Consider the following 21,369-nt stretch of genomic DNA (forward strand, 5'->3'; position numbering starts at 1 on the left):
GCAGATTCAATAGGTGGTTGCGTTCATGTCCTTTACCCGTCGCCAAATACTCGGTGGCCTGGCCGGTCTTGTTGTCGTTGGCGTCGGGGCGGGAGGGGCTTCGCGGTATTGGTTGGGCAGGATGGCCGATGCCCAGGCCGGTCATGACTATGAGCTGATCGCGGCGCCCCTGGACGTCGAGCTGGTGGCCGGGCACAAGACCCAGGCCTGGGCGTTCGGTCCGTCGGCCCCGGGCACCGAGCTGCGGGTACGTCAGGGCGAGTGGTTGCGGGTGCGCTTCATCAACCGCCTGCCGGTTGCCACCACGATCCACTGGCACGGAATCCGTCTGCCGCTGGAAATGGATGGCGTGCCGTACGTTTCGCAACTGCCGGTGCTGCCGGGCGAATACTTCGATTACAAGTTCCGTGTGCCGGACGCCGGCAGCTATTGGTATCACCCTCACGTCAACAGCAGCGAAGAGCTCGGGCGTGGGTTGGTGGGACCGTTGATCATCGAAGAGCGTGAGCCGACTGGCTTCAAGTACGAACAGACCCTGAGCCTCAAGAGCTGGCATGTAGACGAGCAAGGCCAGTTCGTGGAGTTCAGCATCCCTCGCGAGGCCGCCCGTGGCGGCACGGCCGGGCGGCTTTCGACCATCAACGGCGTGCCGCAGGCGGTGATCGACCTGCCGGCGGGGCAGATCACCCGGGTGCGCCTGCTCAACCTGGATAACACCCTGACCTATCGCATCAACATTCCCGGCGTCGAGGCGCAGATCTACGCCCTGGACGGCAACCCCGTCGAGCCGCGCCCGCTGGGCAAGGAGTACTGGCTGGGCCCGGGCATGCGCATCTGCCTGGCCATAAAGGCACCGGCGGCCGGAGAAGAGTTGTCGTTGCGCAACGGCCCGGTACGCCTGGGCACCTTGCGGTCGGTCGCCAACAGCGATGCCCCCACTGCCTGGCCGCCAGCATTGCCGGCCAACCCGGTGGCCGAGCCGGACCTGGCCAATGCCGAGAAACTCAACTTCAATTTCGAGTGGGTCGGTTCGGTGTCGGTCAATGTCGACAACGGCAAGCCGCCGAGCCTGTGGCAGATCAACGGCAAGGCCTGGGACATCACCGACAAGACCTGCGCCGATCGGCCGATCGCTACCCTGAAGAAAGGCCAGAGCTACATTTTCGAATTGAAGAACATGACCCAGTACCAGCACCCGATCCATTTGCACGGGATGAGCTTCAAGGTGATCGCGTCCAACCGGCACAAGGTCGTGCCGTATTTCACCGACACCTACCTGTTGGGCAAGAACGAGCGGGCGCAGGTGGCGCTGGTGGCGGATAACCCTGGGGTGTGGATGTTCCACTGCCATGTGATTGATCACATGGAAACCGGCCTGATGGCCGCCATCGAGGTGGCGTGATGCGCCAGATTCGTCCCGCCAGGATCATCGACCGCAGCCGTGACCAGGATTTCATGCGCGAAGCCCTGGCCCTTGCCGCCCAGGGTGCCGCCCTGGGTGAGGTGCCGGTGGGAGCGGTGTTGGTGCAGGACGGCGAGATCATCGGACGCGGCTTCAATTGCCCGATCAGCGGTCACGATCCCAGTGCCCATGCGGAAATGGTCGCCATCCGCGCCGCGGCCCAGGCCATGCGCAACTATCGCCTGCCCGGCAGCACCCTCTACGTCACGCTGGAACCGTGCAGCATGTGCGCCGGCCTGATCGTTCACTCGCGCATTGCCCGGGTCGTCTATGGTGCCCTGGAGCCCAAGGCCGGCATCGTGCAGAGCCAAGGGCAGTTCTTCAGCCAGGGTTTCCTGAACCATCGCGTGATGTACGAAGGCGGCGTGCTGGCCGAGGAGTGCAGCACGGTGCTGAGCGAGTTCTTCAAGGCGCGTAGAGCCAAGGCCACAGACTAGATACCGGCCCCCTGTGTGTATTCACAGCATCCGCACACCACACAAAAACCTGTGGGAGCGAGCTTGCTCGCGATGAGGCCGGCAAGCCCGACATCCCTGTGACTGAACCACTGCCTTCGCGAGCCGGCTCGCTTCCAGAGGTTCGTGGTGGTTGGGCGATTTATTTACGCGCCACGATCACCGCCCGCATCGGTGCCGGTAGCCCTTCGATGGTCTTGCCATGGTCAGCAGGGTCAAGGAAGTCGCTCAGCGACTGATACTTCATCCACTCGGTGCTGCGCTGTTCTTCCACGGTCGTCAGGCTCACGTCCACACACCGCACATCGCTGAACCCGGCCCGGCGCAGCCAGCGCTCCAGGGCTGGAACCGACGGCAGGAACCAGACGTTGCGCATCTGCGCATAGCGGTCCTCGGGGACCAGCACCTGATGCTCGTTACCCTCGATCACCAGGGTTTCCAACACCAGTTCGCCGCCTTTCACCAGACAGTCCTTCAAGGCCAGCAGGTGTTCGATGGGGGAGCGGCGGTGGTAGAACACGCCCATGGAAAACACCGTGTCGAAGCCTTCGAGGTCCGGCGGCAGGTCTTCGAAGGGGAACGGCAGGTGCCAGGCGTTGGGCTGCGAAAGGTAGCGCTGCACCGCCTGGAACTGGCAGAAGAACAGCCAGTTGGGGTCGACGCCGATCACGGTGTCGGCCCCGGCCCCCAGCATTCGCCACATGTAGTAGCCGTTGCCGCAGCCCACATCGAGGATGCGCTTGCCCTTGAGGTCCAGGTGCGGTGCCACCCGTGACCACTTCCAGTCCGAACGCCATTCGGTGTCCACGTGCACGCCGAACAGATCGAACGGGCCTTTGCGCCATGGGGAAAGGCCCATCAGGGCGGTGCGCATCTGGGCGCGGGTTTCATCGCTGCACTCGGTGTCGAGCGTCAGACTGTTCAGCAGGTCTATCCGGGTCGGTTGCAGCGACGGCAGGGCATCCAGGGCGTTCTGCCAGCGTTCGAGATCGCCATGGCCTTTCTGCATCTTGATATCGAGCTGCGACTGCAGCGTCGCGGCCCAGTCGGCCAGGGGCGTACCGGCCAGACGGCGGGCGAGGGGAGACAGATCGATCATGGCAGGGCAATCAACGAGGCGAAGTTAAGACACTGGAACCACGGCACGACTTTCGAGAACCCGGCCGCCAGCAGGCGTTCGCGGTGTTCTTCGAGGCTGTCGGGCTTCATGACGTTTTCGATGGCGCTGCGTTTCTGGGCAATCTCCAGCTCGCTGTAGCCGTTGGCGCGCTTGAACGCCACGTGCAGGTCGGTGAGCAGGGCGTGTTCCTCGGGGTCGTTGAAACGCAGTTTTTCCGAGAGGATCAGGGCGCCACCGGGCAACAGGGATTGGCGGATTCGGCTCAGCAGCTCGGTGCGCTGCGGCCGCGCAATGAATTGCAGGGTGAAGTTCAGCGCGACCACCGAAGCCGGCTGGAAGTCCAGGGCCAGGATGTCGCCTTCGATCACTTCCACCGGCAGCAGCTCCTGGAACATCGAGTCCTGGCCGTTGAGGTATTCGCGGCAGCGCTCCACCATGGCCGCCGAGTTGTCCACCGCGATCACCCGGCAACCATCAGTGCGCACATGACGGCGCAGGGCCTGTGTCACCGCGCCCAAGGAAGAGCCGAGATCGTAGAGCACGCTGCCCGGCTGGGCGAATTGCGCGGCGAGCACGCCGAGGTTTTCGACGATGGTCGGGTAGCCTGGCACCGAACGCTTGATCATGTCCGGAAACACCCGCACTACGTCCTCGTTGAACGCGAAGTCAGGCACTTGGGCCAGGGGTTGGGCGAATAGGCGGTCGGACTCTTTGCTCACGGCGATTCCAGCGGCATGGGTGGTGAAAAGGCCGGCATTTTAACCAAAAATGCTGCGGGAGCGAGCTTGCTCGCGATGGCGATGGTTCAGCCGGCCATAATGTTGACTGACAGACCGCTATCACGAGCAAGTTCGCTCCCACCTTATCTGGCTCACTGTGGCTTTCGGGCGAACGCCGACGCTGTAATGCCCCATTGGCCCAGCCAATAACTGATGATGATCAGGTAAGGCGCGGCATGGAAGGGGTGCACGAACCGGTTGATGCCGATGAGGCTGTCGGAAAACACAAACGCCAGCGCCCCGGCGGCGGCCAGCCCTGCCGAACGCTTGGGCACGTTGGTGCCCAGGCGTGCCAACGCCCGCCAGAGCATGGCGCTGATGACCAGGCCGTAGATCACCACTGGCACCAGCAACGGCCCGAGACCGCTCGACACCAGGATTGCCAGGAGCACCGCACCGATGCCCAAGGCCAGGGCCAAGGGCAGCAGCGCCGGTCGGCGGCAATCGCTGAGGTAGGCTTTGAGGTAGGCCAGGTGCGCCAGGAGAAACGCGCCAAGGCCGAACACGAACAAGTCGCCCGGCCACGCCAGCAGTACGTCGCCCGCCAGCGAAAAAATCAGCCCGAGACTGATCCAGCGTCGATAGTCGCCGGGCGGCGCATCGTGCAGCCAACCCAGCAGCGCCAGCACCGGCATCGGCTTGACCAGCAGGCACAGCAGCGAGGCATGCACGCTCAGGCCATACAGGTAGGTGGCCGCTCCCATCAGAGCGAGGATCAGCCAGCCCATGCTCATTTCACCGCGATAGCGCAGTCGAAGGTCTCCACGGGCGGTACTTCAGGGGCCCAGGGCTGTTGATAAGTCAGGCGCAGCCGGCCGGTGCCCGGGTTGAATGCCTGGAAGCGCCAGGTCGAAACCCCGGCAGCTCCGACGATACCGGCGTCCTCCGGGTTGCGGTACACCTCGGGGCCCAGTGCTTTCAGCACACCGCCGGCCGAATCCTGAACCGCCCAGCGATAACCGGTGCTGGGATTGCTGGGCAGGCTCAGGATCAGGTTCTGTCCGTTGTTAAGCCTTACCGGGCACTGGCTCAGTTTTTCCACGGTCACGTTGTTGCTGGTTTGCGTGGCGCAGGCGCTCAGCAGGGCGAGGCTGAGAAGTACGAACAGGCGAGTGAGGGACATAGGGGCAAAGGCTCCGGCATTCACGACGAACGGCGAGCATAACCGAAGATGCTACCGGGTGTGTCAGACGGGTATGTGGTGTTGCTGATGGCGCCATCGCGAGCAGGCTCGCGATGAGGCCGGTACAGCGTCTATAAAACCCTCAGAACAACACCTTCGCCACATCCGCGAACCGCTTGGCGAAGTGCACCGTGACGCCTTCCTTGAGGTAGTCCGGCAGTTCCTCGAAGTTGCCCCGGTTGGCTTCCGGCAGGATCAGTTCGAAGATTTTCTGCCGCCGTGCCGCGATGACTTTTTCCCGCACGCCGCCGATCGGCAGCACATGCCCGGTCAGGGTGAGTTCGCCGGTCATGGCGACGGCTTTCTTCGGTGGCTGGTTGCGCGCCAGGGACAGCAGGGCGCTGGCCATGGTCACCCCGGCGCTCGGGCCGTCCTTGGGGGTTGCGCCTTCGGGAACATGCAGGTGGACGAAGGCCTCGTCGAAGAATTTCGGATCGCCGCCGAACTGTTTCAGGTGTGAGCTGACGTAGCTGTGGGCGATTTCCGCCGACTCCTTCATGACTTCCCCCAACTGTCCGGTGAGCTTGAAACCGCGATTCAGGGTGTGGATGCGGGTCGCTTCGATCGGCAGGGTGGCGCCGCCCATGCTGGTCCAGGCCAGGCCGGTGATCACCCCGACGCCCGAGAGCACCTGCTCGTTGCGGAACACCGGTTTGCCCAGAGAGGCCTCGAGATCCTTCGGCCCGAGCTTGATCACGGCCTTCGGGTCCTCGATCAGCTTCATCACGGCCTTGCGTACCAGTTTGCCCAGCTGTTTCTCCAACTGTCGCACCCCGGCCTCTCGGGCATAACCATCGATCAGCGCCTTGAGGGCGCTGTCGCTGATGCTCAGGCTGCCCTTGGACACGCCGGCCTTGGCCAGCTGCTTGGGCCACAGGTGGCGTTTGGCGATGGCGATCTTCTCTTCGGTGATGTAGCCCGACAGGCGAATCACTTCCATCCGGTCCAGCAACGGGCCGGGGATCGAATCCAGGGTGTTGGCGGTGCAGACGAAGAGCACCTTCGACAGGTCCAGGCGCATGTCCAGGTAGTGGTCGAGGAATTCGACGTTCTGTTCCGGGTCGAGGGTTTCCAGCAAGGCCGAGGCCGGGTCGCCCTGGTAGCTCTGGCCCATCTTGTCGATCTCGTCGAGCATGATCACCGGGTTCATCACCTCGACGTCCTTGAGCGCCTGCACCAGCTTGCCCGGTTGGGCGCCGATGTAGGTGCGCCGGTGGCCCTTGATCTCGGCTTCGTCGCGCATGCCGCCGACGCTGAAGCGGTAGAACGGCCGGCCGAGGGATTCGGCGATGGACTTGCCCACGCTGGTCTTGCCCACTCCGGGCGGTCCCACCAGCAGTACGATGGAGCCGCTGATCTCGCCTTTGTAGGCGCCAACGGCGAGGAACTCCAGGATGCGGTCCTTGATGTCGTCCAGGCCGGCGTGGTGCTGGTCCAGCACCTTGCGGGCATGCTTGAGGTCGAGCTTGTCCTGGCCGTACACGCCCCATGGCACCGAGGTCGCCCAGTCGAGGTAATTGCGGGTAACGGCGTATTCCGGCGAGCCGGTCTCCAGGATGGAGAGCTTGTTCATTTCCTCGTCGATGCGCTTGCGGGCCTGGGCCGGCAGTGTCTTGCCCTCCAGCCGCTGTTCGAACTGTTCGAGGTCGGCGCTGCGGTCGTCCTTGGTCAGCCCCAGTTCCTGCTGGATGACCTTGAGCTGTTCCTTGAGGAAGAACTGGCGCTGATGTTCGCCGATCTTGCTGTTGACCTCGGCGGAAATCTCCTTCTGCAGGCGCACCACTTCCACTTCCTTGCGCAGCATCGGCAGCACTTTTTCCATGCGCTTGAGCATCGGCACGCAGTCGAGTACTTCCTGCAGCTCATTGCCGGTGGCGGAGGTGAGCGCGGCGGCGAAGTCGGTCAGCGGCGATGGGTCGTTGGGGCTGAAGCGGTTGAGGTAGTTCTTAAGCTCTTCGCTGTACAGCGGATTGAGCGGTAGCAGTTCCTTGATCGCATTGATCAGCGCCATGCCATAGGCCTTGACCTCGTCGGTCGGCTCGCTCGGCTGGTGGGGGTATTCGACTTCCACCAGGTACGGCGGGCGGTGATGCTTGAGCCAGGTGCGAATGCGCACCCGGGTCAGGCCCTGGGCGACGAATTGCAGCTTGCCGGCTTCACGGCTGGCGTGATGGACCTTGACCAGCGTGCCGTATAGCGGCAGGGCCGAGGTGTCGAAATGGCGCGGGTCTTCCTGGGGCGTGTCCATGAAGAACAGGGCCAGGGAATGATGTTCGGACTTGGCTACCAGTTCCAGGGTTTCGGCCCAGGGTTCTTCATTGACGATGACCGGCAGCACCTGGGCCGGGAAGAACGGGCGATTGTGGATGGGAATGATGTAGACCTTGTCCGGCAGGCTTTGGCCGGGCAGGGCGAGGCCGGTTCCGGAAACGGTATGTTCGATGTGTTCGGAATCTGCGTAGTCGTTCGTGGCTTCAGTAGAGTGCTGGTCGCTCATTGGGGCACCTGCGCAATGGAGTATGGCTCTTAGATGGGGCAGGTGGGGGGCGGTTTCAATGGTGGGGGATTGTTAGCGGTTATTTCATTGGGAGGCGTTCAGCTTTGTGACAGGTTTGGCGATGGGCGGGTGGACGAGGGAGCGAACCCCCTCGCCACGATGAGGGTCAGGCAACCCGGTTCAGGTCGTTATGACGGGTTTCCTTCAGGCACAGCACGGCGATCACGCTCAGTACCGCAGCCGCGGATACGTAGCCACCGACATAGCCCAGGCCGCCCATTGCCACCAGCTTCTGGGCGAAGAACGGGGCAGCCGAGGCGCCGACGATGCCTCCCAGGTTATAAGCCGCCGAAGCGCCGGTATAACGCACATGCGTGGGGAACAGTTCCGGCAGCAAGGCGCCCATCGGCGCGAAGGTCACGCCCATCAGGAACAGCTCGACGCACAGGAACAGGGCCACGGCCCAGGTCGAGCCGTGGGTCAGCAGGGGTTCCATGAGAAAGCCCGAGGCAATCGCCAGCATGCCACCGACGATCAGCACCGGTTTGCGGCCGAAGCGATCGCTGGCCCAGGCCGACAAGGGCGTGGCGGCGGCCATGAACAGGACGGCGAAGCACAGCAGGGCCAGGAATGTCTCTCGGCTGTAGCCGAGGGTGGCGACCCCGTAGCTCAGGGAAAACACCGTTGAAATGTAGAACAGCGCGTAGCACACCACCATCGCCGCCGCGCCCAGCAACGTCGGTGCCCAATACTGGCTGAACAGCTCCACCAGCGGCACCTTCACCCGCTCCTGACGGGCCACGGCATTGGCGAAGACCGGCGTTTCATGGAGCTTGAGGCGCACATAGAGGCCGACGATCACCAGCACGGCGCTGAGCAGGAACGGGATCCGCCAGCCCCAGGAGCGAAACTGCTCGTCGTCCAGGCCCATGGCCAGGCTCAGGAACAGCCCGTTGGCCGCCAGGAAACCGATGGAGGGGCCCAGTTGGGGGAACATGCCGAACCAGGCGCGCTTGCCTTTGGGCGCATTCTCCGTGGCCAGCAGTGCGGCCCCGCCCCATTCGCCTCCCAGCCCCAGGCCTTGGCCGAAGCGCAGCAGGCAGAGCAGCAACGGTGCCCAGGCGCCAATGCTGGCGTAGCCGGGCAGCACGCCGATAAGCGTGGTGCAGATGCCCATGAGCAGCAGGGAGGCCACCAGGGTGGACTTGCGCCCGATCCGGTCGCCGAAGTGACCGAACAGCGCCGAACCCAACGGGCGGGCGAGGAAGGCGATACCGAATGTCAGGAAGGACGACAGCATCTGTGCCGTGCCGGATGTCTGCGGGAAGAATACCGGTCCGATCACCAGGGCGGCGGCCGTGGCATAGACGTAGAAGTCGTAGAATTCGATGGCGGTGCCGATGAAGCTCGCGGTCGCCACGCGGGTAGTGGAGTTTGTCGGTTGGGCGGGCACAGCGTCGTTGCAGGTGGTGGTCGTCGTCATGCGGTTATCCCTGACAGTCATGTGCTCCGTTGGAGCGATTTATTATTATGGGTCGAACACCGGTGAGCGTTTGTTTCTACAGCCAGGCCAGTACCTGGCTGACGCGGTTGTCCACGGTTTCGATGATCTCCAGCCGGTAGCGGCCGATCTTCAGGCACACCGGGCTTTCGGGAATGGTCTCCAGCGCTTCGGTGACCAGCCCGTTGAGGGTCTTGGGACCGTCGCAGGGCAAGTGCCAGCCCAGGGTCCTGTTCAATTCGCGGATCGACGCCGCACCATCGATCATCAGGCGTCCGTCGGGCTGGGGATGAACGTGCGGGTTGTCGAGGCTGTGCTCGCTTTCGAACTCGCCGACGATCTCCTCGAGGATGTCTTCCAGGGTGACGATGCCCAGTACTTCGCCGTATTCGTCCACCACCATGCCCAGGCGGCGCTGTTGCTTGTGGAAATTCAGCAATTGCAGTTGCAGCGGTGTGCTTTCGGGAACGAAGTAAGGGTCGTGGCAGGCGGCCAGTAGTGCTTCCTTGGTCAGGCTGGCGTCCGCCAGCAGGTGGCGGACCTGGCGGGTGTTGAGCACCGCCTCGACCTGGTTGATATCGCTGTGGAAAACCGGCAGCCGGGTACGACGGTTCAGGCGCAACTGCTCGATGATGTCGCCGATGGGGTCGTCGAGATTGATTCCATCGACTTCGCTGCGGGGGACCAGGATGTCGTTGACGGTGATGTTGTCCAGGGCGTGGATGCCGGAAACCGGATGGGGACGCCCGGTGCTGTGTTCAGGGTCATGTTCGGCGCGGGGCAGGAGCATGTCGTCATCGCTCTGCTGCACGGCGCTGGCCTTGCGGGCGAAGGGGCGCAGCAATAGCTCGCTGAGCCCGTTCAGCAGCCAGGCCAGTGGATAAACCAGCTTCAAGGGGACGGCAAGCAGGGCGTTGCCCAGCGCCAGCACCGCATCGGGATAGCGCTGGGCCAGGGTGCGAGGCAGGTAGTCGGCCAGGACCAGCAACGCCGCGCCAGTGGCGAGCCAGGCGATCCACGGTCCGTTGTCCAGCCAGGTGAAGAGGCTCAGCAGCGTGGCGATCACCACCGCCAGGGTGCGGCACAGGGTGTTGCCCAGGATCAGGCTGGTCAGGGGAAAATGCAGCTTCGCCAGGGGTTTGTCGCCGCTCCGGGAGGCCTGGCGCAGCGTCAACAGGTGCGAGCGAGCGGCTTCTATGGCTGTGAACAGCCCCGCCCAGAGGATCAGCACCACCAGTACAGCGAGCAGCGGCCCCGCGGGCAACCTATCCATCAGTGCCGTCCGTCAGATATGCAGGATGTATTCGCGGACCAGTTTGCTGCCGAAATAAGCCAGCATCAGCAGGCAGAAGCCGGCCAGGGTCCAGCGAATGGCTTTATGGCCGCGCCAGCCGAGACGGTTGCGGCCCCAGAGCAGCACGCTGAACACCACCCATGCCAGGCAGGCCAGCAGAGTCTTGTGCACCAGGTGCTGGGCGAACAGGTTCTCGACGAACAGCCAGCCGGAGATCAGCGACAGCGACAGCAGGGTCCAGCCGGCCCAGAGGAAACCGAACAGCAGGCTCTCCATGGTCTGCAGCGGCGGGAAGTTGCGGATCAGCCCGGAAGGGTGCTTGTGCTTGAGCTGGTGGTCCTGCACCAGCAGCAGCAGGGCCTGGAACACGGCGATGGTGAATAGCCCGTAGGCCAGGATCGACAGCAGGATATGGGCCAGGATCCCCGGTTCCTCATCGATGATCTGGACCGTACCCGATGGCGCGAACTGCGCCAGCAGCACCGTGGCCAACCCCAGTGGGAACAGCAGCACGAGGAGGTTCTCCACCGGGATGCGCGAGCAGGCCAGCAGCGTCAGGCCGATCACGGCCACGGCGATCAGGCTGGCGGCATTGAAGAAGTCCAGGCCCAGGCCGATCGGCGTCATCAGGTGGGTATAAAGGCTGGCCGCGTGGCCGAGCACCGCCAGCACGCCGAGCGTGACCAGCAGGCGCTTGTTCGCCCTGGCGCCGGAGGCCAGGCGGGTGCCTTGATAGAGGGTCGCAGCGGCATAAAGGCAGGCGGCGGCGAGGGAGGCAAGCAAACTGGGTGACAAGGGGAGCATAAATCCTGTTAGGCAGGCCCGAAAGGCGCTGAGTTTGGCATAGAACCCATACCGTACGAAAGACCACCGGAGTCACCAGGTGTACGCCGCACGCTTCTTCGCTATAATCCGCGACCTGCCCACGCCGCAGGCTCGCCGAGCACATTTCTTCACGGTCTGGGCCGCCATTATCCCGGCCCCATCCGGGCCCGAAAGGATCGCGCATGTTTGAAAACCTAACCGACCGTCTCTCGCAGACGCTGCGCCATGTCACCGGCAAGGCGAAACTGACCGAGGACAACATCAAAGACACCCTGCGCGAAGTGCGCATGGCGTTGCTTGAGGCCGACGTCGCCCTGCCAGTGGTCAAGGACTTCGTCAATTCGGTCAAGGAACGCGCCGTCGGCACCGAGGTGTCGCGCAGCCTGACGCCGGGCCAGGCGTTCGTGAAGATCGTCCAGGCCGAACTCGAAAGCCTGATGGGCGCTGCCAACGAGGACCTGAACCTGAGCGCCGTGCCGCCAGCGGTGGTGTTGATGGCCGGCCTGCAGGGCGCGGGCAAGACCACCACTGCCGGCAAGCTGGCGCGCCTGCTCAAAGAGCGCAAGAAGAAGTCGGTGATGGTGGTGTCCGCGGACGTCTACCGCCCTGCAGCGATCAAGCAGCTGGAAACCCTGGCCAACGACATCGGCGTGACGTTCTTCCCCTCCGACCTGAGCCAGAAGCCGGTGGATATCGCCCAGGCGGCCATCCGGGAAGCGAAGCTCAAGTTCATCGACGTGGTCATCGTCGACACCGCCGGTCGCCTGCACATCGACGAAGAGATGATGGGCGAGATCAAGGCGTTGCACGCCGCGGTCAACCCGGTGGAAACCCTCTTCGTGGTCGACGCCATGACCGGCCAGGATGCGGCCAACACCGCCAAGGCGTTCGGTGACGCGCTGCCGCTCACCGGTGTGATCCTGACCAAGGTCGACGGTGACGCCCGTGGCGGTGCCGCGCTGTCGGTGCGCGCCATCACCGGCAAACCGATCAAGTTCATCGGTATGGGCGAGAAGAGCGAAGCGCTCGAACCGTTCCACCCCGAGCGTATCGCGTCGCGCATCCTGGGCATGGGCGACGTGCTCAGCCTGATCGAGCAGGCCGAACAGACCCTCGACAAGGAAAAGGCCGACAAACTGGCCAAGAAGCTGAAGAAGGGCAAGGGCTTCGACCTCGAGGATTTCCGCGACCAGCTGCAACAGATGAAGAACATGGGCGGCCTCGGCGGCCTCATGGACAAGCTGCCGAGCATCGGTGGCGTGAACCTGGCGCAGATGGGCAATGCCCAGAGCGCGGCTGAAAAACAGTTCAAGCAGATGGAAGCCATCATCAACTCCATGACCCCGGCCGAGCGCCGCGACCCTGACCTGATCAGCGGTTCGCGCAAGCGTCGGATCGCCATGGGTTCCGGCACCCAGGTGCAGGACATCGGGCGCTTGATCAAGCAGCACAAGCAGATGCAGAAGATGATGAAGAAATTCTCCGCCAAGGGCGGGATGGCCAAGATGATGCGCGGCATGGGCGGTATGTTGCCCGGCGGCGGCATGCCCAAGCTGTAAAGAATCCAGCCGCCGGCTTCATGCCGGCGTTACCCGCGGGGACGCGGGATCTCCAGCCAACCCGTCTCCGGCGGGCGCTGAACGTCGCAGATCTGAATGGCAGGCCGGCACTCGCCGGAAAAAGTCATTTGCAAAAGTCTGGATATTCCTTAGAATATGCGGCCTTTCGGGCACCCATGCCCGCTGTGCATTTAGATTTGCAGCACCGACTACAGGAACGATGTTCACATGCTAACAATCCGTCTTGCCCTTGGCGGCTCCAAAAAGCGCCCGTTTTACCACCTGACCGTAACCGACAGCCGCAACCCGCGTGACGGTTCCCACAAAGAGCAGGTTGGTTTCTTCAACCCTATCGCCCGTGGTCAGGAAGTTCGTCTGTCCGTGAACCAAGAGCGCGTTGCCTACTGGCTGAGCGTTGGTGCACAACCTTCTGAGCGTGTTGCTCAGTTGTTGAAGGAATCGGCTAAGGCTGCGGCCTGAGCAATATGAACGCGACGCCAAAAGATGCTGATGATCTGATCGTTGTCGGCAAAATCTATTCTGTACATGGCGTTCGCGGCGAAGTGAAGGTTTATTCCTTTACTGATCCGATCAAGAACCTGTTGAACTACAAGGCCTGGACGCTAAAGCGCGAAGGCAGCGTGAAGCAGGTTGAGCTGGTCAGCGGACGCGGGAACGACAAGTTCCTGGTCGCGAAGCTCAAGGGTCTCGACGATCGTGAAGAAGCACGTCTTCTGGCCGGTTATGAGATTTGCGTGCCGCGCAACCTGTTCCCTGAACTGACCGACGGCGAGTACTACTGGTACCAGCTGGTTGGTCTGAAGGTCATCGACCAACTCGGGCAACTGCTCGGGAAAATCGATCACCTGCTCGAGACCGGTTCGAACGATGTCATGGTGGTAAAGCCTTGCGTCGGCAGCCTGGATGATCGCGAGCGCCTGTTGCCCTATACCGGGCAGTGCGTGTTGGCCGTCGACCTGGAGGCAGGCGAGATGAAGGTGGAATGGGATGCGGATTTCTGAACGTGGCCAATTTGCGCGTTGAAGTCATCACGCTGTTTCCCGAGATGTTTTCCGCCATCAGCGAGTACGGCATAACCAGCCGCGCGGTGAAACAGGAGCTCTTGCAGCTGACCTGTTGGAATCCGCGGGACTACACCACGGATCGGCATCACACTGTGGACGATCGCCCGTTTGGCGGTGGTCCGGGCATGGTGATGAAGATCAAGCCCCTGGAAGATGCACTGGTTCAGGCCAGGGCGGCAGCCGGGGAGGGTGCGAAGGTGATCTACCTGTCGCCCCAAGGCCGTCAGCTGACTCAGTCGGCGGTACGCGAGCTGGCGAATTCGGATGCATTGATCCTGATTGCCGGCCGTTATGAAGGCATTGACGAGCGTTTCATTGAAGCTCATGTCGATGAAGAGTGGTCGATTGGCGACTATGTACTGTCTGGCGGCGAGCTGCCGGCGATGGTCCTGATCGATGCGGTTACACGACTGCTGCCTGGAGCTTTAGGGCATGCAGATTCCGCTGAGGAAGATTCCTTTACGGATGGTCTGCTGGATTGCCCGCACTACACCCGACCGGAGGTGTATGCGGATCAGCGTGTTCCCGACGTGTTGCTGAGTGGCAACCACGCGCACATCCGGCGTTGGCGTTTACAGCAGTCCCTTGGTCGGACCTGGGAACGACGCGCCGATCTTCTGGAAAGCCGCTCGCTTTCTGGAGAAGAGAAGAAGCTGCTCGAGGAATATATCCACGAGCGGGACGATAGTTCACAACGTATCGATGGTAAGTCCAAAGACTTGCCTTAGGAGCACAGCATGACCAACAAAATCATTCTTGCACTCGAAGCAGAGCAGATGACCAAAGAAATCCCTACCTTTGCCCCAGGCGACACCATCGTCGTCCAGGTGAAAGTGAAGGAAGGTGACCGTTCCCGTCTGCAGGCATTCGAAGGCGTCGTTATCGCCAAGCGCAACCGTGGCGTGAACAGTGCTTTCACTGTTCGTAAAATCTCCAACGGTGTTGGCGTAGAGCGTACTTTCCAGACCTACAGCCCGCAAATCGACAGCATGGCTGTCAAGCGTCGCGGTGACGTGCGTAAAGCCAAGCTGTACTACCTGCGCGACCTGTCTGGTAAAGCAGCACGCATCAAGGAAAAACTGGCTTAAGTCCAGCTTCCGATGCAAAAAAAGCAGCCTGCGGGCTGCTTTTTTGTTGCCTGGAATTTGGTCTTTGCGCACCCTGCCTACTTTCGTTTCCCATTTCGATGTCGTGCCCCCGGCCCCCTTGATGAGTCTTTATGCCTGCCATCGATCATCCCCTGATAGACCAGTTTCTCGATGCCCTGTGGCTGGAGAAGGGCCTCTCGGATAACACTCGAGACGCCTATCGCAGCGACCTGGCGCTGTTCAATGGCTGGTTGCAGGAAAGAAACCTGGAGCTGGCCCATGCCGGGCGGGAGCTGATCCTCGATCATTTGTCGTGGCGCCTGGAGCAAAACTACAAACCCCGCTCGACCGCACGGTTTCTCTCCGGGCTGCGTGGGTTCTATCGCTACCTGCTGCGGGAAAAGCTCATCGCGGTGGACCCGACCCTGCGGGTGGAAATGCCGCTACTGGGCCGTCCGTTGCCTAAATCCTTGTCCGAAGCCGACGTGGAGGCCCTGCTGGCAGCGCCGGACCTCAGTGAAGCCATCGGCCAGCGCGACCGTGCCATGCTGGAGGTGTTGTATGCCTGCGGCCTGCGGGTCACCGAGCTGGTCAGCCTCACCCTGGAACAGGTCAACCTGCGCCAGGGGGTACTGCGGGTAATGGGCAAGGGCAGCAAGGAGCGCCTGGTGCCGATGGGTGAAGAGGCGATTGTATGGGTGGAGCGTTACCTGCGCGATGGCCGCAACGAGCTGCTGGCCGGGCGCCCCAGCGATGTCCTGTTCCCCAGCCGCAACGGCGAGCAGATGACCCGCCAGACCTTCTGGCACCGTATCAAGCATCAGGCCAAGGTGGCCGGGATCGGCAAGTCCCTTTCGCCCCACACCCTGCGCCATGCTTTCGCCACGCATCTGCTCAACCACGGTGCCGACCTGCGGGTGGTGCAGATGCTGTTGGGTCATAGCGACCTGTCCACCACCCAGATCTATACCCATGTGGCCCGGGCACGGCTGCAGGACCTGCATGCGAAGCATCATCCACGCGGATAAGCGCCCCTCGCCACAAGTCTTGTCCTCATGCATTGCGTGTTGTCGTGCGTCAGCGGCATTCGGTCACGCCAGCCTTATGTGGTAGGCTTGGGCGGTTTGCACAGTGGGCGGTTGGAACCCGAATTCGTGTCGGCGTTTCCCGTCCCATTTGTTCGCCTCAGGAGTCCCCATGCGCTTGACCCAGTTGTTCACCGCCGCCGCCCTTGCGCTGGCCAGCACCTTTGCCATCGCCGACGACGCGGCCGACAAGGCTATTCGCAAGAGCCTGGAAAACCTCCAGATCGAAGTGCCGATCGAAGCCATCTCCGCCAGCCCCATGTCCGGCCTGTATGAAGTCAAGCTCAAGGGCAGTCGTGTGCTCTACGCCAGCGCCGATGGCCAGTACATCGTCCAGGGCAACCTGTTCGAGCTCAAGGACGGCAAGCCGGTCAACCTGACCGAGCTCACCGAGCGCCAGGGCATTTCCAAGCTGATCAACGGTATCCCGGTGGCCGAAACCGTGGTGTATCCGGCGGTGGGCGAGACCAAGTCCCACATCACCGTGTTCACCGACACCACCTGCCCGTATTGCCACAAGCTGCACGCTGAAGTGCCGGAGCTGAACAAGCGCGGCATCGAAGTGCGCTATGTGGCGTTCCCGCGCCAGGGCCTGGGATCGCCGGGCGATGAGCAGTTGCAGGCGGTATGGTGTTCCAAGGACAAGAAAGCGGCCATGGACAAGATGGTCGATGGCAAGGAAATCAAGTCCGCCAAATGCGAGAACCCGGTCTCCAAGCAGTTTGCCCTCGGTCAGTCAATAGGTGTGAACGGTACACCGGCAATTGTTTTGGCCGATGGTCAGGTAATTCCGGGCTACCAGCCGGCGCCACAAGTCGCCAAACTGGCCCTTGGCGCGAAATGAGCATGAATGATCCGCTGTTGAAGATCACGGCTCGGCGAAAACCTTCGTCGGGCCGTTAAACACAAAGTCGCGTAGCTGCGCGGCTGTATTTCACGGCCGACCTTGTGTCGGCCGTTTCATGGGGAGTCAAGAGTGAATCCGGTCAAAGTAGGCATCTGTGGGTTAGGTACCGTCGGTGGCGGCACCTTCAACGTACTTCAGCGCAACGCCGAGGAAATTGCTCGTCGTGCCGGGCGTGGGATCCAGGTGGCACAGATTGCCACGCGCACGCCAAAGCCTCAGTTCCAGACGACCGGTATTGCGATTACCAACGATGTCTTCGAAGTGGCCACGAACCCTGAGATCGACATCGTCATAGAGCTGGTGGGCGGCTATACCGTTGCCCGCGAGCTGGTACTCAAGGCCATCGACAATGGCAAGCATGTGGTCACCGCGAACAAGGCGCTCATCGCTGTTCACGGTAATGAAATTTTCGCCAAGGCCCGGGAGAAGGGCGTGATCGTGGCTTTCGAAGCCGCCGTGGCCGGTGGCATCCCGGTGATCAAGGCGATTCGCGAAGGCCTCTCGGCGAACCGTATCAACTGGGTCGCCGGCATCATCAACGGTACCGGTAACTTCATCCTCACCGAAATGCGCGAGAAGGGTCGTACCTTCGAGGACGTACTCGCCGAAGCCCAGGCCCTGGGCTACGCAGAGGCCGACCCGACATTCGATGTGGAAGGCATCGACGCGGCCCACAAGCTGACGATCCTGGCTTCCATCGCGTTCGGCATTCCGTTGCAGTTCGACAAGGCCTACACCGAGGGCATCACCCAACTGACCACCGCCGATGTGAACTATGCCGAAGCCCTGGGCTATCGCATCAAGCACCTGGGCGTGGCACGCAGCACCGTCAGTGGCATCGAACTGCGCGTGCACCCGACGCTGATTCCGGCCGACCGCCTGATCGCCAACGTCAACGGGGTGATGAACGCGGTGATGGTCAACGGCGATGCCTCCGGTTCTACGCTGTTCTACGGCGCTGGCGCTGGCATGGAGCCGACGGCCTCTTCGGTGGTGGCCGACCTGGTGGACGTGGTTCGCGCCATGACTTCAGACCCGGAAAACCGTGTGCCTCACCTGGCCTTCCAGCCAGACTCGTTGTCGGCTCACCCGATTCTTCCGATCGAAGCGTGCGAAAGCTCCTACTACTTGCGTATCCAGGCCAAGGATCACCCGGGCGTGTTGGCCCAAGTGGCGAGTATTCTTTCGGAGCGTGGCATCAACATCGAGTCGATCATGCAGAAGGAAGTCGAAGAGCACGATGGCCTGGTGCCGATGATCCTGCTGACCCACCGTGTGGTCGAGCAGCGCATCAACGACGCAATCACCGCGCTGGAAGCGCTCCAGGGCGTGGTGGGCCCCGTGGTCCGTATCCGCGTCGAGCATTTGAATTAATCAAGGCTGCAAGCAGCACGCTGCAAGCTCCAGGTAAAAGCAGATCTGCTCTCACTTGAGGCTTGCCGCTTGAAGCTTGAGGCTCAAACCAAAGGTTTGCCCCTATGCGCTATATCAGCACCCGCGGCCAGGCACCGGCCCTGAATTTCGAAGATGTCCTGCTGGCCGGCCTGGCCACGGACGGCGGCCTCTACGTGCCGGAAAACCTGCCGCGTTTCACCCAGGAGCAAATCGCTTCCTGGGCCGGCCTGCCGTATCACGAGCTGGCGTTCCGGGTCATGCGCCCGTTCGTCACCGGCAGCATCCCGGATGCCGATTTCAAGAAGATCCTGGAAGAAACCTACGGCGTCTTTTCCCACAATGCCATCGCACCGCTGCGTCAGCTCAACGGTAACGAGTGGGTGATGGAGCTGTTCCACGGCCCGACCCTGGCGTTCAAGGATTTTGCCCTGCAGCTGCTGGGTCGCCTGCTGGACTACGTGCTGCAAAAGCGTGGCGAGCGTGTGGTGATCATCGGCGCGACCTCCGGCGATACCGGTTCGGCCGCCATCGAAGGCTGCAAGCACTGCGAGAACGTCGATATCTTCATCCTGCACCCGCACAACCGTGTTTCGGAAGTGCAGCGCCGGCAGATGACGACGATTTTCGGCGAAAACATCCACAACATCGCCATCGAAGGCAACTTCGACGATTGCCAGGAAATGGTCAAGGCCAGCTTCGCCGACCAGGGCTTCCTCAAGGGCACACGCCTGGTGGCGGTAAACTCGATCAACTGGGCGCGGATCATGGCCCAGATCGTCTATTACTTCCACGCGGCCCTGCAGTTGGGCGGCCCGGCCCGCTCGGTAGCGTTCTCGGTGCCCACTGGCAACTTCGGTGATATCTTCGCTGGCTACCTGGCGCGCAACATGGGCCTGCCGATCAATCAGCTGATCGTCGCCACCAACCGCAACGACATCCTGCACCGCTTCATGAGCGGCAACCAGTACGTCAAGGAAACCCTGCACGCCACGCTGTCGCCATCCATGGACATCATGGTGTCGTCGAACTTCGAACGCCTGCTGTTCGACCTGCATGGGCGCAACGGTGCGGCGATTGCCGGCCTCATGGACAGCTTCAGGCAGGGCGGCGGCTTCAGCGTCGAGCCCGAGCGCTGGACCGAGGCCCGCAAGCTGTTCGACTCCCTGGCCGTGGATGATGCGCAGACCTGCGAAACCATCGCCGAGGTATTCGAGCAATCCGGCGAACTGCTCGATCCGCACACGGCCATCGGCGTGAAGGCTGCCCGCGAGTGCCGTCGCAGCCTGGACATTCCGATGGTGGTGCTGGGCACCGCTCACCCGGTCAAGTTCCCGGACGCGGTGGAGAAAGCAGGCGTAGGAAAAGCGCTTGAACTACCTGCACACCTTTCTGATTTGTTTGAGCGAGAAGAGCGCTGCACCGTGCTGCCTAATGACTTGAAAGCCGTACAGGCCTTTGTCAGCCAGCATGGCAACCGCGGCAAGCCGCTCTGACCGCTGAAACCTGTCACATTTTGAAGCCCGTCTCCTGACGGGCTTTCTTGTTTCTGCATGCCAAACTGGTCGGGTTTTCGCCCCTTGGAGGGACGGGGCGAGCCATCTCGAAGGAAATGCAGATGTTGTTTTTTATCAAATGCAAACCAGCGCTGAGCTGGGCGACAGGTCTGGCCCTGATGTGCTGGATGCAGTGGGCGAGCACGGCGCAACTGGCGGCCCTGGAATCACGACCGTTCAAGGCGGGCCAAGGGCTGGCGCTGGACACGCAGGAACTCAAGTGGATCGAGGAGCACCCCAGGGTCGTCGTGGCGTCGATGCAGTTTCCCCTGTACCTGTTCAAGAATGAGCTGGGGCAGTGGAATGGGTTGAACCACGATATTCTCCAGCGCATCGCACAAATGACCGGTCTGGAATTCGTGTACCGGGAGTCATTCTCTCCGGACCAGTTGCTGGCGATGCTGGAGGGCCGCCAAGCCGACATGACCACCACCCTGGCGATGAATGACGAGCGCCGGGACTTCCTTGCCTTCAGCCATGCATTCGGCGGTTCGGGCTGGGTCTTCGTCGGGCGTGACGGGGACTCGGCGCTCCATTCGCTGGAGCAGCTCAAGGGCAAGATCCTGGCGCTGCCGGCCCGGCACGCCCTGGAGGCGGAGATCAGGCGCGACTACCCCAGTATCGAACTGCGCACGGTCAAGACCTACGGCGAGGCGAGGGCGCTGGTGGAGAGCCGTGAGGCTCACGCCACCATCGAGAATGAAACCGGGGTCCACCTGTATCCGGCCGGGCAGTTGAAGGTAGGAAACAGCCTTGAGGGCAAGTGGGAACCGGATTATCTGGCTGTCCGCCAGGACCTGCTGCCACTGTTGAGTATTCTGAACAAGGCTCTGGAAGCGTTTCCGGCCGAAGAGATGCGTGCCCTGCGCAGCAAATGGATGGCGGGTGTGGTGCCCAGCCAGGCGCCATCGCTCTGGCTGCGTGTGTCCCGATGGGGCTATTGGTGCGTGGTGGCGATTGGCGTGTTCGGCCTGCTGTCGCTGCTGTGGAACCGTCGCCTGCAGGCGCAGATCGACCAGCGGCTGAAGGCAGAGGCCATTCTCAACGACCAGTTGCTGCTCCAGCGGGCGTTGATGGATGCCATCCCCGATCCGATCTTCATCCGTGACCTGGAAGGGCGCCTGCTCATGTGCAACAGGAGCTATGAGGAGCACTTCGCGATCCGCTTCGAAAAGCTGCGTGGGACGCGCCTGACCGACTCCACGGCGTTTCCCCCGGCCACTGCCGAGCTGCTGCATGGGGAAATGATGCAGCAGCTGCGAACGGGGCAGTCTCGGTTCATCGATCGCCAACTGATGTTCAACGGCGGCCTGAGGGATATCTACCATTGGTCGGTGCCGTTCTACGGCGCCGATGGACAGTTGCGCGGCCTCCTGGGTGGCTGGAGCGATGCGGGGCGGCGCTGGCGTCGTGCTGAGTGAAGGCGTCGCGACACGAAGCGGTCGTGTCCCGGCAGGACTGTTGTTTGCCTGTCATATTGGGCGCGCATGCTCGGTCGAACAGGTTGGAAGCAAGCCGTTTCGGTGCGCTGAAGAACTTTCTGCTGCGGCTCACGGTCACTTACTGTGCACATGCAGTTGT

The 21,369-nt window shown here is 62.2% G+C and carries 20 protein-coding genes; 12 read left to right on the forward strand and 8 right to left on the reverse strand.

Going from position 1 to position 21,369, the window contains the following annotated elements; genetic code table 11:
* Window positions 1–25: 25 nt before the first annotated feature.
* Complete coding sequence (locus tag BLP99_RS09230; protein WP_072388112.1) at window positions 26–1,402, forward strand: multicopper oxidase family protein; 1,377 nt, start codon at window positions 26–28, stop codon at window positions 1,400–1,402.
* The gene (gene tadA, locus BLP99_RS09235) at window positions 1,402–1,899 is read left to right on the forward strand and encodes a tRNA adenosine(34) deaminase TadA (protein WP_072388110.1); all 498 of its coding nucleotides are present in this window, start codon (window positions 1,402–1,404) and stop codon (window positions 1,897–1,899) included. The genes BLP99_RS09230 and tadA overlap by 1 nt, the downstream gene beginning before the upstream one ends.
* 160 nt (window positions 1,900–2,059) lie before the next feature.
* Here the strand turns inward: tadA and cmoB are convergent, their stop codons facing one another.
* From cmoB to BLP99_RS09275, 8 genes are all read right to left on the reverse strand, one after another.
* On the reverse strand, window positions 2,060–3,016 hold the full coding sequence (cmoB, locus tag BLP99_RS09240; RefSeq protein ID WP_072388108.1) for a tRNA 5-methoxyuridine(34)/uridine 5-oxyacetic acid(34) synthase CmoB: 957 nt from the start codon (window positions 3,014–3,016) through the stop codon (window positions 2,060–2,062).
* Window positions 3,013–3,756: a carboxy-S-adenosyl-L-methionine synthase CmoA gene (gene cmoA / locus BLP99_RS09245; RefSeq protein WP_072388106.1), complete on the reverse strand. Its 744-nt coding sequence runs from the start codon at window positions 3,754–3,756 to the stop codon at window positions 3,013–3,015. The genes cmoB and cmoA overlap by 4 nt, the downstream gene beginning before the upstream one ends.
* 152 nt (window positions 3,757–3,908) lie before the next feature.
* Entirely contained in the window at window positions 3,909–4,544 is a 636-nt protein-coding gene (locus BLP99_RS09250; RefSeq protein WP_072388104.1) for a lysoplasmalogenase, read from the reverse strand.
* 2 nt (window positions 4,545–4,546) lie between these two features.
* Window positions 4,547–4,939, reverse strand: a complete 393-nt coding sequence (locus BLP99_RS09255; RefSeq protein WP_092180221.1) for a protease inhibitor I42 family protein — start codon at window positions 4,937–4,939, stop codon at window positions 4,547–4,549.
* A 142-nt stretch (window positions 4,940–5,081) separates the two neighbouring features.
* Window positions 5,082–7,496, reverse strand: a complete 2,415-nt coding sequence (gene lon, locus BLP99_RS09260; protein WP_072388100.1) for an endopeptidase La — start codon at window positions 7,494–7,496, stop codon at window positions 5,082–5,084.
* Window positions 7,497–7,662: 166 nt separating this feature from the next.
* The gene (locus BLP99_RS09265; RefSeq protein ID WP_092180223.1) at window positions 7,663–8,979 is read right to left on the reverse strand and encodes an MFS transporter; all 1,317 of its coding nucleotides are present in this window, start codon (window positions 8,977–8,979) and stop codon (window positions 7,663–7,665) included.
* Window positions 8,980–9,055: 76 nt separating this feature from the next.
* Window positions 9,056–10,270, reverse strand: coding sequence for a CNNM domain-containing protein (locus BLP99_RS09270; RefSeq protein ID WP_072388096.1), 1,215 nt, complete (start codon window positions 10,268–10,270; stop codon window positions 9,056–9,058).
* 12 nt (window positions 10,271–10,282) lie between these two features.
* Complete coding sequence (locus tag BLP99_RS09275; RefSeq protein WP_072388094.1) at window positions 10,283–11,095, reverse strand: cytochrome C assembly family protein; 813 nt, start codon at window positions 11,093–11,095, stop codon at window positions 10,283–10,285.
* A gap of 203 nt (window positions 11,096–11,298) precedes the next feature.
* On the opposite strand from BLP99_RS09275, the gene ffh reads away from it, so the two are divergent.
* The 10 genes from ffh (at window position 11,299) to BLP99_RS09325 (ending at window position 21,209) form a co-directional block, all read left to right on the forward strand.
* Window positions 11,299–12,675 carry a signal recognition particle protein gene (gene ffh / locus BLP99_RS09280; protein WP_072388092.1) on the forward strand — a complete coding sequence of 459 codons (1,377 nt, stop codon included), beginning with the start codon at window positions 11,299–11,301 and terminating at the stop codon, window positions 12,673–12,675.
* Window positions 12,676–12,903: 228 nt separating this feature from the next.
* Complete coding sequence (gene rpsP, locus BLP99_RS09285) at window positions 12,904–13,155, forward strand: 30S ribosomal protein S16 (protein WP_007927680.1); 252 nt, start codon at window positions 12,904–12,906, stop codon at window positions 13,153–13,155.
* A 5-nt stretch (window positions 13,156–13,160) separates the two neighbouring features.
* Entirely contained in the window at window positions 13,161–13,697 is a 537-nt protein-coding gene (rimM, locus tag BLP99_RS09290; protein WP_053152601.1) for a ribosome maturation factor RimM, read from the forward strand.
* Window positions 13,679–14,488 carry a tRNA (guanosine(37)-N1)-methyltransferase TrmD gene (trmD, locus tag BLP99_RS09295; protein WP_172834632.1) on the forward strand — a complete coding sequence of 270 codons (810 nt, stop codon included), beginning with the start codon at window positions 13,679–13,681 and terminating at the stop codon, window positions 14,486–14,488. Before rimM ends, trmD begins: the two co-directional genes overlap by 19 nt.
* A gap of 9 nt (window positions 14,489–14,497) precedes the next feature.
* On the forward strand, window positions 14,498–14,848 hold the full coding sequence (rplS, locus tag BLP99_RS09300; protein ID WP_003175895.1) for a 50S ribosomal protein L19: 351 nt from the start codon (window positions 14,498–14,500) through the stop codon (window positions 14,846–14,848).
* A gap of 131 nt (window positions 14,849–14,979) precedes the next feature.
* Window positions 14,980–15,876 (forward strand): site-specific tyrosine recombinase XerD, encoded by an 897-nt coding sequence (gene xerD, locus BLP99_RS09305; protein ID WP_092180225.1) that lies wholly within the window; start codon window positions 14,980–14,982, stop codon window positions 15,874–15,876.
* A gap of 169 nt (window positions 15,877–16,045) precedes the next feature.
* Complete coding sequence (locus BLP99_RS09310; protein WP_072388088.1) at window positions 16,046–16,777, forward strand: DsbC family protein; 732 nt, start codon at window positions 16,046–16,048, stop codon at window positions 16,775–16,777.
* 132 nt (window positions 16,778–16,909) lie between these two features.
* Window positions 16,910–18,214: a homoserine dehydrogenase gene (locus tag BLP99_RS09315; protein WP_072388086.1), complete on the forward strand. Its 1,305-nt coding sequence runs from the start codon at window positions 16,910–16,912 to the stop codon at window positions 18,212–18,214.
* A gap of 104 nt (window positions 18,215–18,318) precedes the next feature.
* Window positions 18,319–19,728: a threonine synthase gene (gene thrC / locus BLP99_RS09320; protein ID WP_072388084.1), complete on the forward strand. Its 1,410-nt coding sequence runs from the start codon at window positions 18,319–18,321 to the stop codon at window positions 19,726–19,728.
* A gap of 122 nt (window positions 19,729–19,850) precedes the next feature.
* On the forward strand, window positions 19,851–21,209 hold the full coding sequence (locus BLP99_RS09325; RefSeq protein ID WP_072388082.1) for a transporter substrate-binding domain-containing protein: 1,359 nt from the start codon (window positions 19,851–19,853) through the stop codon (window positions 21,207–21,209).
* Window positions 21,210–21,369: the final 160 nt, after the last annotated feature.

This window comes from Pseudomonas sp. NFACC32-1, from assembly GCF_900101215.1.
In the GTDB taxonomy this organism is placed as follows: domain Bacteria; phylum Pseudomonadota; class Gammaproteobacteria; order Pseudomonadales; family Pseudomonadaceae; genus Aquipseudomonas.

Bases quoted from the DNA above. Each gene is read 5' to 3' on its own strand.
- BLP99_RS09310 (WP_072388088.1), top strand. From the start codon at position 16,046: ATGCGCTTGACCCAGTTGTTCACCGCCGCCGCCCTTGCGCTGGCCAGC.
- BLP99_RS09230 (WP_072388112.1), top strand. From the start codon at position 26: ATGTCCTTTACCCGTCGCCAAATACTCGGTGGCCTGGCCGGTCTTGTT.
- BLP99_RS09325 (WP_072388082.1), top strand. From the start codon at position 19,851: ATGTTGTTTTTTATCAAATGCAAACCAGCGCTGAGCTGGGCGACAGGT.
- BLP99_RS09250 (WP_072388104.1), bottom strand. From the start codon at position 4,544: ATGGGCTGGCTGATCCTCGCTCTGATGGGAGCGGCCACCTACCTGTAT.
- xerD (WP_092180225.1), top strand. From the start codon at position 14,980: ATGCCTGCCATCGATCATCCCCTGATAGACCAGTTTCTCGATGCCCTG.
- rpsP (WP_007927680.1), top strand. From the start codon at position 12,904: ATGCTAACAATCCGTCTTGCCCTTGGCGGCTCCAAAAAGCGCCCGTTT.
- BLP99_RS09275 (WP_072388094.1), bottom strand. From the start codon at position 11,095: ATGCTCCCCTTGTCACCCAGTTTGCTTGCCTCCCTCGCCGCCGCCTGC.
- rplS (WP_003175895.1), top strand. From the start codon at position 14,498: ATGACCAACAAAATCATTCTTGCACTCGAAGCAGAGCAGATGACCAAA.
- cmoB (WP_072388108.1), bottom strand. From the start codon at position 3,016: ATGATCGATCTGTCTCCCCTCGCCCGCCGTCTGGCCGGTACGCCCCTG.
- lon (WP_072388100.1), bottom strand. From the start codon at position 7,496: ATGAGCGACCAGCACTCTACTGAAGCCACGAACGACTACGCAGATTCC.
- BLP99_RS09265 (WP_092180223.1), bottom strand. From the start codon at position 8,979: ATGACGACGACCACCACCTGCAACGACGCTGTGCCCGCCCAACCGACA.
- BLP99_RS09270 (WP_072388096.1), bottom strand. From the start codon at position 10,270: ATGGATAGGTTGCCCGCGGGGCCGCTGCTCGCTGTACTGGTGGTGCTG.
- BLP99_RS09255 (WP_092180221.1), bottom strand. From the start codon at position 4,939: ATGTCCCTCACTCGCCTGTTCGTACTTCTCAGCCTCGCCCTGCTGAGC.
- ffh (WP_072388092.1), top strand. From the start codon at position 11,299: ATGTTTGAAAACCTAACCGACCGTCTCTCGCAGACGCTGCGCCATGTC.
- rimM (WP_053152601.1), top strand. From the start codon at position 13,161: ATGAACGCGACGCCAAAAGATGCTGATGATCTGATCGTTGTCGGCAAA.
- tadA (WP_072388110.1), top strand. From the start codon at position 1,402: ATGCGCCAGATTCGTCCCGCCAGGATCATCGACCGCAGCCGTGACCAG.
- thrC (WP_072388084.1), top strand. From the start codon at position 18,319: ATGCGCTATATCAGCACCCGCGGCCAGGCACCGGCCCTGAATTTCGAA.
- trmD (WP_172834632.1), top strand. From the start codon at position 13,679: ATGGGATGCGGATTTCTGAACGTGGCCAATTTGCGCGTTGAAGTCATC.